The organism is Sphingobium salicis subsp. salicis, assembly GCF_049472635.1.
GTDB classification, from domain to species: Bacteria; Pseudomonadota; Alphaproteobacteria; order Sphingomonadales; family Sphingomonadaceae; genus Sphingobium; species Sphingobium yanoikuyae_A.
Genome location: NZ_JAYRCS010000001.1, coordinates 2,066,171 through 2,082,183, shown reverse-complemented (window position 1 = coordinate 2,082,183; position 16,013 = coordinate 2,066,171). Strand labels below are relative to the sequence as shown.

Genomic DNA, 16,013 nt, shown 5'->3' with positions numbered 1-16,013 from the left:
TCCCGCCGCTGCCCCATGCTGTAGCGCATCTATGAAGATGCGCGAGCTGGAGCAGCGGACCGGGGTCCACAGGGAAACGATTCGCGTGTATCTTCGCGAGGGATTGATCCCGGAGCCGGAAAGGCCGCGCAAGACCGTCGCCGACTATGGCGTGGAGCATGTGCAGGCGATATTAGCGGTGCGGCGGTTGCAGCACGAAAACCGCCTGACCCTGGCCCAGATCAAGGCGATCATCGCTGGCGAAGGGACCGAAGCGCGGGTAGAGGCGAGCGCCTTCGACCAACTGGAACAGCTGGTCGCGCACCGGGCTGGTGCTGATGGCCCGCCGGTGACAATATCCTCATTGCTCGAGCGCTACCCCCATGCGGCGGAAGATGCGCGCACGCTGGCGAAGATCGGCATATTGGACATCATTGATACCGAACAGGGCGAGGCGCTCAGCATCACCTGCGCGCAACTCGTGCGGCTATGGGGCGATATGCGCAAGGCCGGGTTCGACCAGCAACTCGACTACACGCCGGAGATTCTGGGCTTCTACACCGAGGCCGCGGATTTTGTCGGGCGATGGGAAGCGACCACCTTCATGGAGCGCGTCGAAGGCCATATCGATGTCGAAAAGGCCGCGACCATGGTCGAGCACGCTTTGCCGCTCATGCTCGATTTCTTTGGTCTGATGCGTCAGCGCGCCTTCTTCCGCCATGTCGAGGCGATCCGTGCCGGCGAAGAAACGGATCGCCCCGCACAGGGCATCAGCCCATCGTCAGGACAGCCTTGACGCACCGCCCGGCATGCTGGTCGGCCACGGCCTGATTGATATCCTCCAGTCGATAGCGGGTAATCAGCCTTTCGAACGGGAAAAGCCCCTTTGCGTTGAGGGCAACCAGTTCGGGCAGGAATGTCTGCGGGTCGGCATTGCCTTCCGTCACGCCGCAAATGCTGATGCCCAGAGACAGCATGTGCAGGATGTTGAGGCTGATCGCTGCGTCTTGCGCCTTGGGAACGCCGACCATGGCCAGGCGCCCCAGAGGGGCAAGCGCCGCTATGCCGGACTCGATGGCCGGGATGACCCCCGACGTGTCCAGCACGCAATGGACTCCCTGCGGCTGGATGGCGCGCAATTGTTCGGCGGTATCGCCCAGCCTCACATCGATGGTGCCGGTTGCACCCAGATCAACGGCCATGGCACGGCGACTCTCCAAAGGATCGGCCACGATGATCTGACCGGCATGCAAGGCCCTGGCGGCCATGACGGCGCTCAGGCCGACCGGGCCACCGCCAATGATGAGGATCGATTCGCCCGCTTGCAGCTTGAGCGCGTTCATCACCGCGCCAGCGCCCGTCATGATGCCGCAGCCTAGCGGACCCAGTAGTTCCAGCGGCGCGTCGCTCGGCATTTTCACCAGATTTTGCGCGGCGACGATGGCATATGTGCCGAAGGAGGACTGGCCGAAGAAATGGCTGCTGACAGGGGTCTGGCCGTCATGCAGGCATGTCGATCCGTCGGTGCGGTGGCCGCCGAAATTGAGCGGAGCGAAGTCGCGGCAATAAGCGGGCTGACCGGCATCACATTGCGGGCAGGCGCGGCAGGCGGCAAACCCCATGACGACAGCATCACCTGGTGCAATCGATGTCACGGCATCGCCCACAGCCTCCACGATACCGGCCCCTTCATGCCCCAGCACGGCGGGCAGGGGTAGCGGCAATATCTGGTCGCGTACGACCAGGTCGGTATGGCACAGGCCTGTCGCGACGACGCGCACCAATGCTTCGGTCGGACGTAATTCGCCCAGTGTCAGACGTTCGACACTGAAGTCTCCGCCTGCTGTCCGGGCGACGGCTGCCTCTATCTCCATATGCATCCTCCTATTCAAACTTGGTGTCGTCCATTCAATTGCAGGGACGGATAAGGGATGGCTGATGGATATGATCCGCAGAAATCCGTCATTTCCGTTCGCTGAAAAGCTGAATGGTCGGACCTGTTTTTACGATTGACCGACGGCCTTGTCCACTATTACGTAATGGACATACGCAATACGCAAATGTCCTGAGGACGGCGTTAATCGGAGAGGGTAGATTCATGGCGACTTCGCTGGATGCTGACACGCGTCCCATCATTCCAGACGATATTGCGCGGATCGTGATCGCGCCGAAAAGCTACACGGATGATGCGACCATCTATCGTGCGTTCCAATGGCTCCGCGAACATATGCCTTTGGGGATTGCACAGGTGCCTGGCTATGATCCGCTCTGGATCGTGACCAAGCATGCCGACATTCGCGAGATTGAGCGGAACGCCAAGCTGTTCCACAATGCCGATCATAACCCGGTTCTGAACGATCAGGCATCCGATGCCTTCACGCGGGAAATCACCGGCGGCACGACGCGGCTCCTGTCGTCGCTGACCTATATGGACCCGCCCGAACATGCCTCCTACCGCATGCTGACGGCCAACTGGTTCCTGCCCGGCAAGATCAGCAAGCTGGAAGAACAGATCCGGGTGCTGGCGCGTCAGTCCGTCGATAACCTGCTCAGCTTCGATGGCGAGTGCGATTTCGTGCGCGACTTTGCGCTGCATTATCCGCTGCGGGTGATCATGACGCTGTTCGGCGTGCCGCCCGAAGACGAGCCCAAAATGCTGAAGCTGACGCAGGAGTTTTTCGGCGTCCATGATCCGGAGGAGCAGCGTCCGGAAATGGCGGCGGACCCGGTCGTCGCGGCGAAACAATGGGCGGCTTCGATCGAGGATTTCTACGTCTATTTCGACAAACTTAGCGCCCAGCGGCGCGAACAGCCAACCGACGATCTGCTGTCGCTGATCGCTAATTCCCGGATCAACGGTGCGCCGATCCCGCGCGATGAGGCCAATGGCTATTATGTGGCGATCGCGACCGCTGGCCACGACACGACATCGTCATCCACGGCCGGTGGCCTGCATGGCATGATGGTCTATCCGGAAAATTGGGCGAAGGTGAAAGCCGATCCGTCCCTGATTCCCGGGTTGGTCGATGAAGCGATCCGCTGGACCAGTCCGGTTAAGCATTTTATGCGCAATGCCACCGCCGATACCCAGGTTCGCGGCATGGACATCCGCTCCATGGAACGGCTGATGATCTGTTATCCGTCCGGCAACCGCGACGAGGATGTCTTCACCGACGCTGATCGGTTCGACATTACCCGCTCGCCCAATCCCCATATCGCCTTCGGCTTCGGCCCGCATATGTGTCTGGGGCAGCATCTTGCCAAGCTGGAGATGCGCATCCTGTTCGAGGAATTGCTGCCGCATTTGCAGTCGGTTGAGATGGCAGGCGATCCCCGGCTGGTCGAGACCAATTTTGTCGGCGGTTACAAGGCGCTGCCGATCCGTTTCAAGAAAGCCTGATTTTTCAAGGCCGGGACATCGCTCAGGCGGGACCGGCACATGGCCCAAGGGTGGAACATCCGGGCGACAATGGGAGGAGTCTGAAATGCACAACAGGATGATCTTGCTCGTAGCGAGCGTATCGGCGGTGGCGCTGCAATCGCCGGCCTTCGCCCAGGCCGATACGGCGCCCCAGGCACAGCAGCCTGTGGGCCTGGGGGATATCGTCGTGACGGCGCAGAAGCGGGAGCAGGCCATAAACGACGTGCCGCTCTCGATCACGGCGGCATCGGGCGAAAAACTGGCCAGCCAGGGCGTCGCCAATGTTGCCGATCTGGTCAAGATCGTGCCCGGCTTCAACTATACCGAAAGCGCCTTTTCCACGCCGGTCTATACGCTGCGCGGCATCGGCTTCTACGACACCAGCCTCGCTGCCAAGCCTACGGTCAGCATCTATCAGGATCAGGTGCCGATCCCCTTTTCGATCATGACGCGCGGTGCGACGCTGGATCTGGAACGGGTCGAAGTGCTGAAGGGGCCGCAGGGCACGTTGTTCGGATCGAACGCAACTGGTGGCGCCATCAACTATATCGCGGCCAAGCCGACTTCGACCTTCAGGGCCGGGCTGGATGCCGGGGTGGACAGTTTCGGACAGGTCAGCGGCGGCGGGTTCATCAGCGGACCGATCAGCGATACGTTGACAGCGCGGGTTGCGGTGCGAACCGAACAGGGCGGTGCGTGGCAGCGCAGCTATACCCGCGATGAAAAGCTGGGCGATCGCAATTTCACTACAGGCCGCATCCTCCTCGACTTCGAGCCGTCGGACGGCGTGCGATTTTCGCTGAACCTCAATGGCTTTATCGACAAGAGCGATGGGCAGGCCGGCCAGTTGATCGGCGTGGTGCCCTTGGGCAATCCCGCGCGACTGGGTCCGCTCGCCACCTACCCGATTGCGCCACACAATAATCGCGATGCTGACTGGACGCCGGAGCAGAAGCCCAAGCGCGACGACTGGTTCTATCAGGTGGCTTTCCGGGGTGACATCGACCTGACCGATGACATCACCCTGACTTCGATCAGCAGCTATTCCAGATATCATAACGATCAGGACATCGATCCGGATGGTGTGGCGCTTCGCGATTATTTCTACAACACCACCGGTAAGATCACGGCGCTTTCGCAGGAACTGCGGTTGCAGGGCCGTGTCGGCGGCCTGACCTATATCCTGGGCGGCAATTATGCGCGGGAAAAAACCTATCAGCAGGATGATGCGGGGCCTTATGATCAATCGACGCCGGCCTATAATTTCGTCGATGCCGGCCTTGGCGTACCCTTCTTCGTCTATAGCCAGTATGCGCGGCAGAAATTTGTGAATAAGGCGGTGTTCGCCAATCTCGACTATGATCTTGGCGACAAGATCACCCTGCATGGCGGGGTGCGCTATACCAAGACCAACATCGATTTTGCCGGTTGTACGGCCGATCGCGGTTTTGCACTGGGGCAGGGCATCCAGAATCTGGTCAACTTCATTCGTGGAGGCGCAGGGCTGGCGCCCATCTCCATCGCAGAAGGTGCATGCGTGACCATCGACGGATCGACGCTGACCGTGGGAGAAGTGCAGCGCACGCTCAACGAAGATAATGTCTCATGGCGCGCAGGTGTCGACTATAAGCCGAGCAAGGATATCTTGCTCTACGCTTCGGTCAGCAAGGGCTACAAGTCCGGAAGCTTCCCCATGCTGTCGGCCAGCGATGCAAACCAGTTCAACCCGGTCACGCAGGAGTCCATCACGGCCTATGAAGTAGGCGCGAAGCTGACTGTTCTGGAAAATACCGCCCAGATCAATGGTGCGCTCTTCTATTACGACTATAGCGACAAGCAGTTGAAGGGGCGGGTGATCGCAAACCCCGATGTTTTCGGCCCGCTGGAAGCCCTGGTAAACGTCCCCAAAAGCCGGGTGCAGGGTGCGGAAGTGCAACTGGATCTGGCGCCAACGGATGGATTGCACGTCAGCATCGGTGCCACCTATCTGGACACCAAAATCAAGGAAAGCTTCGTCAACTATGACAGCTATGGCAATCAGGTGGACTTCGGTGGATCGGCTTTTCCCTACACGCCCAAGTTCCAGATCGTGACCGACGCTCAATATGACTGGGCATTGAGCGACGATGTCGAAGCCTTTGTCGGTGCGAACCTGAATTTCCAGAGCGATACCAAGGCCGTTCTGGGCAATGCACGCGCCACCCCATCGGCCGAACTTTCCGCGCAGGGAGGCCTCACGATCGAGGATTATACGCTGATCGATCTCCGGGCGGGGCTTTCCTTCGACGATAAGCGCTACAAGATCAGCGCCTTCGTCCGAAATCTCGGCAACACCTATTACTGGACCAATGCCACGCGCATCACCGACACGACGGTCCGCTTCGCCGGGCGCCCACGCACCTTCGGGGTCAATCTGTCGGCGCGCTTTTGAATGCTCTCCCCCTGGGCCGCGCCATGAAAGGCGGCGCGGCCCTTTCTTGTTTGCTGGAGAAAAGAAGATGAATGCACCCATATTCGCTGCCGATCGACTTCATGGTGACGACGAGAATCAGGTTCGCCTGCCCACGACCCGCATGCTGATCGGCGGCGATTGGGAAGAGGCCGCGGGTGGGCGTAGCATCGATGTCGAGGACCCTGCGACCGGGCAGATATTCGCCAATGTGCCGGCGGGCACCGCAGAGGATGTGGATCGGGCCGTGAAATGCGCGCGGGCCGCGTTCGAGTCGGCTGCATGGTCGCGCATGCGGCCACTGGATCGGGGCAAAATCATCGAAACGATCGCACGCAAGATCGAGGAAAATGCGCAGGAACTGGCGCTACTTGAAAGCTATGACAATGGTAAGGCGGTGCATCACGCACTGGCGGTAGACGTGCCGGCGGCCGTGGATATCTTCCGCTACATGGCGGGATGGACGTCCAAGATCCATGGCCAGGTCAATCCCATTTCCGGCGATGGCCGCCAATATCACAGCTATTCGGTGCGCGAACCGATCGGCGTCGTCGGCCAGATCGTGCCTTGGAATTATCCTCTCGCCATGGCCGCCTGGAAGATTGCCTCGGCGCTGGCGGCAGGCTGCACCATCGTATTGAAGCCTTCCGAAGTGACGCCCCTTACCGCACTGCGACTGGCGGAACTGGCGCTGGAGGCAGGGCTGCCCGAAGGCGTGCTGAACGTCGTGACGGGCTATGGGCATGAGGCCGGTCAGGCTCTGGTGGAGCATCCCGGCATCGATAAAATCGCCTTCACAGGATCGACCCGTGTGGGCAAGCAGATCGTGCAGACGGCGGCGCAGGATCTCAAGCGCGTGACGCTGGAACTGGGTGGCAAATCGCCGTCGCTCATCTTCGCCGACGCGGATCTGGAAAAGGCGTCGCTGGGCGCTGCGCTCGCCATTTTCTTCAATTCCGGGCAGGTCTGCCTTGCCGCCTCTCGTCTCTATGTCGAACGGCCGGTGTTCGATCAGGTCGTGGAGGGCGTGGCGCACGCGGCGAAGCAGTTCAAACTGGGGCATGGCCGTGATCCCGACACGATGCTGGGACCGCTGGTGTCGCGGACGCAGCAGGGCAGGGTGCTCGACTATATCGAACAGGGGCTGGCGAGCGGCGCCGAACTGGTGACGGGCGGCAAGGCAGGCGCCGGTGACGGCTATTTCGTCGAACCGACGATTTTCGCCAATCCCTCAGCGGACGCATCGATCGTGCGCGAAGAGATTTTCGGCCCCGTGCTGGTCGCCACGCCCTTTGACGATGTCGAAGAGGTCATCAGGACCGCGAATGACACGCGCTATGGTCTGGCCGCCAATATCTGGACCCGCGATCTCTCCCGCGCCCACCTGACAGCGCGCAAGTTGCAGGCCGGCACAGTGTGGATCAATACCCATGGCATGAATGATCCCTCTGCCCCCTTTGGCGGCGTCAAGGAGAGCGGCTGGGGGCGCGAAGTCGGCGAAGAAGGTGTTCTTCACTACACCGAAACGAAGACTGTCACGGCACTTTTGGCCGACTGAGACGCGTTGGTGGGCGGCGGCGGTACGCGATCAGGACGTTGATCTGCCCCCACCGAGTGGACCGATTGGTTTGTTAGTGCATTAAGCTCATCGCCGCCATATCCGGACGGAGGTGGAGCGAAGCGGAACCGGAGGCCGGATATGGCGGTGTCGCCGTTTCTGGTGCCGGTGGCCGATAGCCAAGACTGCTGTGCGGGCGGACGGTGTTGTAATGCCGCCGCCAGGCTTCGATCAGCACCCTGGCCTCGGCGAGGCTGTAGAAGATTTCACCATTGAGCAGTTCGTCGCGCAGCGACCCATTGAAGCTTTCATTATAGCCATTCTCCCATGGCGATCCCGGCGCGATGTAGAGCGTCTTCACGCCGATCTGCCGCAGCCATTGCTGGACGGCATTGGCGATAAATTCGGCGCCATTATCTGACCGTATATGTGCAGGCGGGCCGCGCGAGATGAACAGGTCCGCCAAGGCCGCCAGCACATCCTCATGTTTGAGCTGTCGCGCAACGATAAGCGCCAGACATTCCCTGCTGGCCTCGTCGATGATCGTCAGGATGCGGAACTTGCGGCCGTCATGCGTGCGCCCCTCGACGAAGTCGTAGGCCCACACATGCCCAGGATACTCAGGCCGCAGGCGGATGCATGATCCGTCGTTGAGCCATAGACGCCCGCGTTTGGGCTGGCGCTGCGGCACCTTGAGCCCTTCGCGCCGCCATATCCGCTCGACCCGTTTATGGTTCACCGTCCACCCCGCATGGCGCAGCAACGCCGTGACCCGGCGGTAGCCGTAACGACCATATTGCTTTGCCAAGGCGATGATGTCCTCCGTCAGCGCCTGTTCGTCATCCGCCCCACGCGGCACTTTACGCTGTGTCGATCGATGCTGCCCCAGAACCCGGCATATCCGTCGCTCGGATAGCCGGACTGGCAGATCCCGTCGTATATGATCGATGCAGCGCCGTCGCCGCGCGGGGCTCAGAAGTTTCCCCGTGCAGCTTCCTGCAATATCAGCTTGTCCAGCGTCAGGTCCGAGATCGCCCGGCGCAGCCGTTGGTTTTCCTTCTCCAGATCCTTCATCCGCCGTGCCTGGTCGGTCTTCAGCCCGCCATATTCCTTGCGCCAGCTAATGGGATGGACGGCTCTCCCACCCCGGAGCATCGTTGTGCAACCGGCAGTCGAAGGAGAGGAATGATGACCATCGATGTACTTGGTATTGATCTGGCGAAGAATGTCTTCCAGCTGCATGGCGTTGATCGCAAGGGCAATGCGATTTTCAAACGGCGGGTCATGCGCGACCAACTACTTTCGGTGCTGGCCGGGATTGAGCCCTGCACCGTCGCGATCGAAGCCTGCACAGGAGCATTTTGCTGGGCCCGCCAATTTGAAGAGTTGGGCCACAACGTGAAGATCGTGAGTCCTCAATATGTGAAGCCATTTGTCCGCAGGCAGAAGAACGACGGCAACGATGCCGAGGCGATCTGTACGGCTGTGCGTCAACCCCACATTCCGCTGGTGCCTAAGAAAAGCGTTGAGCAACAGGATATCCAGGCTCTACACCGCGCCCGCCAGCGTCTTGTGAACCACCGAACGGCCCTGGTCAGCCAGATGCGCGGGCTGCTGCTTGATCGTGGCATTGCCTTTGCCAAGTCGATTACCCGGGTGAGACGCATGATTCCGGAGATACTCGCACGCGCCGACTCCGGCCTCTCGACTATGGCCCGTGAGACCATTGCCGAGCTCTGGGATTTCTTCTGCGATCTCGAACGCCGCATCGAGCATTTCGACAAGAAAATCGAAGCCGTCTTCAAATCGAGCGAGCCCTGTCAGCGTGTCGCCAGGATCAAAGGCGTTGGGCCCAAAACGGCAACAGCGATTGTCGCGGCGGTCGGCGATGGTTCGGACTTCAGGAATGGGCGCCACATGGCGGCCTGGCTTGGATTAGTACCGCGCCAGTTCTCGAGCGGTGATAAGGCGGTGCTTATGGGCATCTCTAAACGAGGAAGCCAGCATTTGCGCAGCCTATTGGTTCACGGCGCGCGTGCCGTCGTGAGAACGGCACCCAATAAAAATGATCCCATCAGCCAATGGGCCAACCAGCTTCGGGAGCGACGCGGGTTCAACCGCGCAACGGTTGCCATCGCCAACAAGAATGCACGGATAATCTGGGCCGTGCTTCGAACGGGCGATCAATACCGCGCCGCCGCCTGAAGAACCGAACCAGTTTGCGAGTAGACGGAGAAATGGACTGCACTGATCGAGCCGACGCGCGACGAGCCTGACTATTATCGAGGCCCTTGAGGCCTACCAGCTGTAGAGGTGCGCGTGTGCGGATTTCCCATTTGGGCGCTCTGGACAACCAGCTGACGCCGGATAGATGTTTGCAACTGATCCACGCAGAACGTTTCAATGCCGCTTGCAAAGGGAGAGCCGTCCATAGAGATAATAGGTCTGCTCGCTGACCCCGATCCGACGGCAGGCTTCGGCGGTCGAAGCCCCCTGCGCCAGCACGATCTCAACTTCACGCAGCTTGCCGATGATCTCTTCCGGCTTGTGCTTCTTGCTCGGCATTCAATGTCCCTTTCGCGGTCCAGACTATCATAGTCTCTGGGCCACTCAGCGGGGGGCAGATCAGTTATCGCCGCCCTCGTAGGAGCCGGCAAAGAGTGCATTCTTCCGCTTGTGGAAGTTAATGCATAACCGCAAAAATGCCTTGTTCGCAGGTCATGATTTGGGGGCTGAAAACTGGGCGACCTTTGTCGGCCTCATCGAAACGTGCAAGCTGGGCGGCATCAACCATCAGGCCTGCCGCACCGATGTCCTCACTCATATCGTCCTGCACCGCGACGTAGATCCAATTGATGATCTGCACACTTTCAACTGGGGCGATAGGCGCCTCGCCGCCAGGGCCGACATCGAACAGACCGCCTAACGCCTGCCAGCGTGGGCTATTCTTTCGCTTACCATATTCTCGCGCGTCTAACTGTAGAAGTGGCTCGGTTTGTCTGAACAGCCTTTGACGTTTGATAAGTGGATCGTCTGCGGTTTGGTTGTTCAAGCTGCTGCCTGCGGGGCGTCATGGAGGTCGGGCGTAGCCCGGCCGGAGTGACGCCCCGCAAGTCGCGGCCAATTCACGCTGCCACGGCCTGTGGCAGATTGTCAAAGTAGGTTTGATCGGGCGTACGTCCGCCGAGGCTCGAGTGAGGTCTCCGGGCGTTGTAGAAGCCCAGGTATCGGCCGATCGAACTGCGCGCTTCGCTGACGCATGCGTAGGCGTGCAGGTAGACTTCCTCGTACTTCACTGAGCGCCACAGCCGCTCGACCACGACATTGTCGCGCCAGGCGCCGCGGCCGTCCATGCTGATGGCAATCTTTTCTCGCATCAGCACACTGGTGAAGGCCTGGCTCGTGAATTGGCTGCCTTGGTCCGTATTGAAAATCTCCGGTTTGCCATAGCGCGCCAGGGCTTCCTCGAGCGCTTCCACGCAAAAGTCGGCCTCCAGCGTGATCGAGATCCGGTGGCTGAGAACCTTGCGGCTGAACCAGTCGACGATGGCGACGAGATAGACGAACCCCTTGGCCATGGGGATGTAGCTGATGTCTGTCGCCCAAACCTGATTGGGCCTCACGATCGGAAGCTTGCGCAGGAGATAGGGGTAGATCTTGTGTCCTGGTGCCGGCTTGGAAGTGCTGGGACGGCGATAGACCGCCTCGATCGCCATCTTCTTCATCAGGCTCGCGACATGGCAGCGGCCGATCGTGATGCCCTCCTGACGAAGAAAGTCGCGCATCATCCGGCTTCCTGCGAACGGGAACTCCAGATGCAACGCGTCGATGCGACGCATGATTGCGAGGTCTTCGGATGAAACCGGCCGCGGCAGATAATAGACACTGCCCCGGCTGATCCCCAGTTCCTTCGCCTGCCGCTTCACCGGCAAGGTGTGCGTTCGATCGATCATCGCTTTGCGCTCGGCAACAGACCTGCCTTGCCGAGCGCGCCTTCCAAAAAATCATTGGCCAGCGTCAGTTCGCCGATCTTGGCGTGAAGCGTCTTCACGTCGACGGCCGGTTCGTCCGACGCCTTCTCCGAGCCGAACACGCCCGCCGCCCCTTCGAGCAACTGCGTGCGCCACGTCGTGATCTGGTTGGGATGCAGATCATAGTCGTGCGCCAGCTCTGCCAGCGTCTTCTCGCCCTTGATCGCGGCAAGCGCCACCTTCGCCTTAAATGCCGGGCTGTGGTTGCGCCGGGGTCGTCTGCTCATTCTCTGCTCCTGTCTCGCAGCCTTCCTGGCTGCTCCGAGGCAGAAAATCCAATTATCTCAGTGTGCAGATTCTCCAGGCCACCTCTCTGTATCGCCTTACGCGGTCGTTGCGTCGCATCCGGCCTTGGGGAGGGAAGGAGTATTTTGCGATACGGGGAGGAAATGATACCCTTGGTTTGAGGATAAGCTAGAATGTCGAACTCTAAAGTGTCGGATAAGCAAATTGAAACTATGCCAAGTCCCAAGGCCGCTGATTGGCTTTGGCGACCTAGGCGAGCGAAACTTTGGTGGTCTGCGGTGCTGCTATACTGGGGGACGATGCTTGCATCGCTTTGGATAGATGCATTGGCCGGCTTCTATCACTCCGCAGCGGCCGGTTTCGCTAACGTCCTCTTCTTCCCGCCCATTGTTGGGCTTGTTTTATGCTACGGCTTTTTTAGGGACCGGCTCGCAAAGGCGAACTTCGAGCTAGATGAGGAAGCGGAAGGATATCTGGAATGGCGACGTAAGCGCTACGGTCCTTCTGGTATGCTGCGCGAGTTCGATCCGCTCGATCCGGCGTCGGGGGCTTTATGGGTTGGAAATCCTCTCAACCCGTTAAACCCAGGATACATCAATCGGCACCCTTCTTAAAATCGGGATTACCGTCAAATGGGCCTGATTTCAGGTCGGTTGATAGCCGACCACTTTTTAAAATCGAAACCTGTTCCATCGATGTCATCGGTGCTGCCAGGTCGACCACCCCCCGCCCACTGTCAGCATCGCCAAGATATCGGTTTCTCAGCCCCGTAGAACCAAGTATCTCGTCGGCAAGCCGGGTTGAGAAGGCTTCGGCGGGTTTGGGCGAACGAGCGGCCGACTGCTCGGCATTCGCGAGTGCCTGCCGGACGTCATAGTTGATGATGTTCAGTTGCGCGGTAGCCGTTTCATTCGTCATTCCGCTTTCCTGGCTCGACACACCCAATGAGCCACCTGCGCGGCCGAAGGCAATCCCGCTTCGGCTCCCTTTGGATCGTCCACCCGTACCAGAGCCCGATCCGCCTGAGACTTCTCCGCTGACCGAGATTGAAACGCCAGTCTGGTCCTGTGCGGAACGTGCGATCGTTCGTTCCCATCCAGTCTGCACCATGATCGCCTGCACATCCCGCTGAAGGGTGTCTGCGACCTGGGGTTTGAGGCGCCAGTTGCCTCTGCGGTCCATCTCAAATCCGCCGCGGAGCCAATCGGCCATCGCTGCCTTGCCTTCGGCACCGCCTCCGAGGAAATGTTCGATCGTGTCGGGCCCGGCCTGCTTTCCGGCCTCGAACCTCGTGCTGCTGTCATTCCGTGCCGACTTCTCAAATCCCGCGCTACTGGAGACGAGAAGGTCATTGTGGGCGAGGCTGAAGCGGGCATGGCCACCGTTCGCGACCGCACCGAGTTGGCTCTCATTGAGAAGCCCAGCCTTCCACATCTGGGCCGCCGTCGCAGGTGTCAGGTTGAGGCTGAAATCGCCATTCTGATCCATTGCGATCTCTCGCTTGGTCATCTCAATGCCGTTGTCCTTGAGCATCGATTGCACGCGTGACAGGCGTTCCTTGTCGACAATGCTGGTCATTCTGGAATTGCGCGCGCGATCAGCCACGCCTTCAGCGCCGCCCTCAGCCATGTCGACCTGGTTTCCGGCACCGTCTGACAGGGCTCGGATGAAGCTGTCGAGGCGTGCTGCTTCACGCGTCGACATGCCCGCGGCGGCAGCACCTTCCGCAAAGCCGAAATTCTCGGATTGGCGTCGTTGCTCGCCGATCCTGGCTGCGCCGCGTGTGCCATCATGGCCGACCTCGCGTTGCGCATCGAGCTTGCCTGAGCGTTCGGCAAAATCATAACCTGCGGCCTCGCGAGTACGCCCGTAGATGCTCGTGCCTTCCCGGGCCGCCTCTGCGGTTGCCCCATCGGCGGTGCCGACCTCACTCGCCGCCCGGTAGGTCTCAAGGGCATGCATGACCTGCGCTTCATTGCGGCCGGTGGAGCGGGAGAGTTGGGATATGGCGGAAGAGCGCGCTTCGCCGGAGAGGGCGTTGATGAAGGAGATGCGGCGGTTCATTTCATCCACCGGCAGGCCAAGCATCCGCGCTGCAAAGCGCTGGCCGTCATTCCCGCCAGTCCGCCGCGCCTGTTCAGTCGCGACATTGCCTCGCTCTACGGCGGAAACCTGATCGCCAGCATAGTCGCGGCGACCTTCCATCGCGCCGACCTGCGTTTGCGCGCCGGTGAGCTCATTCCGGAGCATCTCCTCCTGGGAGAAGCTGTTGGCGATGAGCTTGGCAAAGGTCGGATCGGCATGGGCTTCTGCTATGAGGCCGCTGGCCTTGAGCGCCGCATCCTCAGGGGAATAGCCTGCGCGCTCGAAATGCCGGCTCGCGCCCTGCATCATCATGTCGTAGGCGCGGGTATCGCCAAAGGCGCGCCACTGGACAAGGTTCTGGGTGAAGGCGGCAAAGGCCTTTTCTCCGCCCTGACCTGTGCCGAAATAGCCCGTACCCAGCTTCCGGAGCGCGTCTTTTTCGGCGAAATTGTGGATGGCGCCCGTGGCGGCCGCCGCCTGGACAGCGCTCTTGACTGACGGATCAGCGAGATCCCGGCCGGCGAGCGCTGGTGCAAGCCCACCCAGTTCGCGGCCGGCGTCGATCCCGCCGAGCCCCAGCGCGGCCTGACCTGGAACGCCCCCATGCGCGCCTTCGACGGCGCCGGCGGCGCCGAAGCTGCGCGTTGCTCCAAAGCTGGAGCGGGCGCCAAAGTCGCCGAATGAGGAAGCGGCGCCGCGGCGAGTGTTGGTGCCGGCGGCCGATGCCTGGGCTTCGAGTGCCGATGCATAGCCTTCTGATGTGGAGACCGTCGCCGCTGCGGAGGAGGCCTGCGCCGTGACGCCGAGCGAGCCGCCGGTGAAGGACGAGAAGACATTACCCGAAAAACGGAAAACGGTGAACACGAAAGCGCCAGCAAGTCCGGCGCCTGCCGTGCGGAAGCTGCCGAATATGGCGAGCGCCTTCATGGCGGAGGAGGGGGCGAGCATCCAGGCATTGGCAGCAAGATGATTGGCCCGCATCTCGGCAAGTGCTGCCGTGGCTCGGCCAAGGGTGAGCTGGTAGATGCCGGCGTCGATCACGCCCCACAGTGCAACGAAGACGAAGAGTCCGAGCGCAAAGCTCGCCACCCGCAGATTGATCGGTGTGAGGATGAAGAGGAGCGCGACTGGCACCATGAAGAGCATGATCCCGAACACGACAGCGCGGATCGTTGGAAACCATTCATTCGCCGTCGACATGGTCGCGAGGCCGCTCGATACGACGGCGCGGTTTGCCATCACGCGAGAGGCCGTTGTCGGGCTGTCCTCGAAAAGAACATCGCCCACGCTATTGCCGAGCAGGATGTTGGTGAGGAAGGCCTGTGCGGTGAGTGGTGTACCCATCATCATGTCGCCCATCTCGCCAAGATTGCTGCGGCAACGCGCGAGCTGATCTGGCTTTGCGATGTCATAGCCGGTTCGGGCGCAGACCTGCGCCGAATAGCTTTCGAAGATGGCAGGGTCTGACAGGCGATCGGCGATATGCTCCCAGGCTTCCTGACAGCTGACCGTCGTGCCGCCCTTGTCCGACGCTGTGAAGACGGTGCTGAAGGTTGATGGACCCGCCATGGCGGCAAAGGCGGTGGGGAGATCGGTGCTGGCGCGGAAGAGTTGGTCATCGTCGACGCCGTAAGCCGGCGACACGCGGGCGACCGGATAGCATTGGCGGACATAATCCTTGACCGTCGCATCGAGGAAGCTGTCAGTCATGGGGCCACGCGGCGAGACGGCGTTCAGGAACAGATCGAAGGCATGACCGCCCGCGCCGAACTCCAGCTTGGCATGGGGATCGAGCGTATTGTCGTCGATCGTCTCGGCCAGCGCGCGTTCCATCATGTTGGTGACGCCCGCCACCAGCACGATGAGGTTGGGAACGTCTCCCACCGGCTGATAGGCATTGCGGACGCGGTCATAGACATGGACTGTGCCGGTGGTTGCGACCAGGCCGACGAACATGCCGATCCCGACCAGCATCTGGAATCCGAAGGCAACAAGTCCCATGCCTGTGCCGCGGACCATGGCAAGCACGGCTCCAAACGCCATGCCGACCACCGCCACGATCAGCACCAGCGTCTCGTAGCGCGGATCGGCAAAGATCATCGAGACGAGGCGAAAGGCATCGATTGTCTCGGCAAAGCCATCATAGCTATGAAAGCTGGCTTCCAGAGCAAGGGCCGGCTCAGCGAGGGCAAGGCCGGTCAAGATCGCAATGAGGCGAACGACAAGGCGCATGGGAACGGCTCC

Annotated in this window: 9 protein-coding genes and 3 pseudogenes; 7 read left to right on the top strand and 5 right to left on the bottom strand. The window is 60.6% G+C overall.

Annotation, left to right across the window (positions count from 1 at the left end; genetic code table 11):
* Window positions 1-31 precede the first annotated feature (31 nt).
* Window positions 32-775 (top strand): MerR family transcriptional regulator, encoded by a 744-nt coding sequence (locus VHN57_RS10050; RefSeq protein ID WP_037523179.1) that lies wholly within the window; start codon window positions 32-34, stop codon window positions 773-775.
* On the opposite strand, the gene VHN57_RS10045 is transcribed toward VHN57_RS10050, so the two are convergent.
* Entirely contained in the window at window positions 750-1,853 is a 1,104-nt protein-coding gene (locus VHN57_RS10045; RefSeq protein ID WP_037523189.1) for an NAD(P)-dependent alcohol dehydrogenase, read from the bottom strand. The two genes, VHN57_RS10050 and VHN57_RS10045, sit on opposite strands and share 26 nt — an antisense overlap.
* 224 nt (window positions 1,854-2,077) lie before the next feature.
* Between VHN57_RS10045 and VHN57_RS10040 the strand changes: the two genes are divergently transcribed.
* From VHN57_RS10040 to VHN57_RS10030, 3 genes are all read left to right on the top strand, one after another.
* Window positions 2,078-3,379, top strand: a complete 1,302-nt coding sequence (locus VHN57_RS10040; protein ID WP_161734954.1) for a cytochrome P450 — start codon at window positions 2,078-2,080, stop codon at window positions 3,377-3,379.
* 97 nt (window positions 3,380-3,476) lie between these two features.
* Window positions 3,477-5,831 carry a TonB-dependent receptor gene (locus VHN57_RS10035; RefSeq protein ID WP_237235395.1) on the top strand — a complete coding sequence of 785 codons (2,355 nt, stop codon included), beginning with the start codon at window positions 3,477-3,479 and terminating at the stop codon, window positions 5,829-5,831.
* Between the two features lie 67 nt (window positions 5,832-5,898).
* The gene (locus VHN57_RS10030) at window positions 5,899-7,407 is read left to right on the top strand and encodes an aldehyde dehydrogenase family protein (RefSeq protein WP_272869942.1); all 1,509 of its coding nucleotides are present in this window, start codon (window positions 5,899-5,901) and stop codon (window positions 7,405-7,407) included.
* Between the two features lie 73 nt (window positions 7,408-7,480).
* On the opposite strand, the pseudogene VHN57_RS10025 reads toward VHN57_RS10030, so the two are convergent.
* Window positions 7,481-8,526: pseudogene (locus tag VHN57_RS10025) on the bottom strand (IS3 family transposase); the annotation flags it as partial.
* Between the two features lie 69 nt (window positions 8,527-8,595).
* On the opposite strand from VHN57_RS10025, the gene VHN57_RS10020 reads away from it, so the two are divergent.
* On the top strand, window positions 8,596-9,612 hold the full coding sequence (locus VHN57_RS10020) for an IS110 family RNA-guided transposase (protein ID WP_026109761.1): 1,017 nt from the start codon (window positions 8,596-8,598) through the stop codon (window positions 9,610-9,612).
* A 231-nt stretch (window positions 9,613-9,843) separates the two neighbouring features.
* Here VHN57_RS10020 and VHN57_RS10015 read toward each other — a convergent pair.
* Window positions 9,844-9,972 (bottom strand): annotated as a pseudogene (locus VHN57_RS10015) (transposase); the annotation flags it as partial.
* Between the two features lie 127 nt (window positions 9,973-10,099).
* Here VHN57_RS10015 and VHN57_RS10010 point away from each other — a divergent pair.
* Window positions 10,100-10,333: pseudogene (locus VHN57_RS10010) on the top strand (IS66 family transposase); the annotation flags it as partial.
* A gap of 199 nt (window positions 10,334-10,532) precedes the next feature.
* Here the strand turns inward: VHN57_RS10010 and VHN57_RS10005 are convergent.
* Window positions 10,533-11,665, bottom strand: a protein-coding gene (locus VHN57_RS10005; RefSeq protein WP_148564904.1) for an IS3 family transposase whose coding sequence is annotated in 2 segments (ribosomal slippage) — window positions 10,533-11,404 and window positions 11,404-11,665 — 1,134 coding nt in all. Because the reading frame shifts where the segments join, the coding sequence is not laid out codon by codon here.
* 318 nt (window positions 11,666-11,983) lie between these two features.
* On the opposite strand from VHN57_RS10005, the gene VHN57_RS10000 reads away from it, so the two are divergent.
* Window positions 11,984-12,298, top strand: a complete 315-nt coding sequence (locus VHN57_RS10000) for a hypothetical protein (protein WP_237235322.1) — start codon at window positions 11,984-11,986, stop codon at window positions 12,296-12,298.
* On the opposite strand, the gene VHN57_RS09995 is transcribed toward VHN57_RS10000, so the two are convergent.
* Entirely contained in the window at window positions 12,279-16,001 is a 3,723-nt protein-coding gene (locus VHN57_RS09995; RefSeq protein ID WP_423283733.1) for a conjugal transfer protein TraG N-terminal domain-containing protein, read from the bottom strand. The two genes, VHN57_RS10000 and VHN57_RS09995, sit on opposite strands and share 20 nt — an antisense overlap.
* Between the last annotated feature and the right edge of the window lie 12 nt (window positions 16,002-16,013).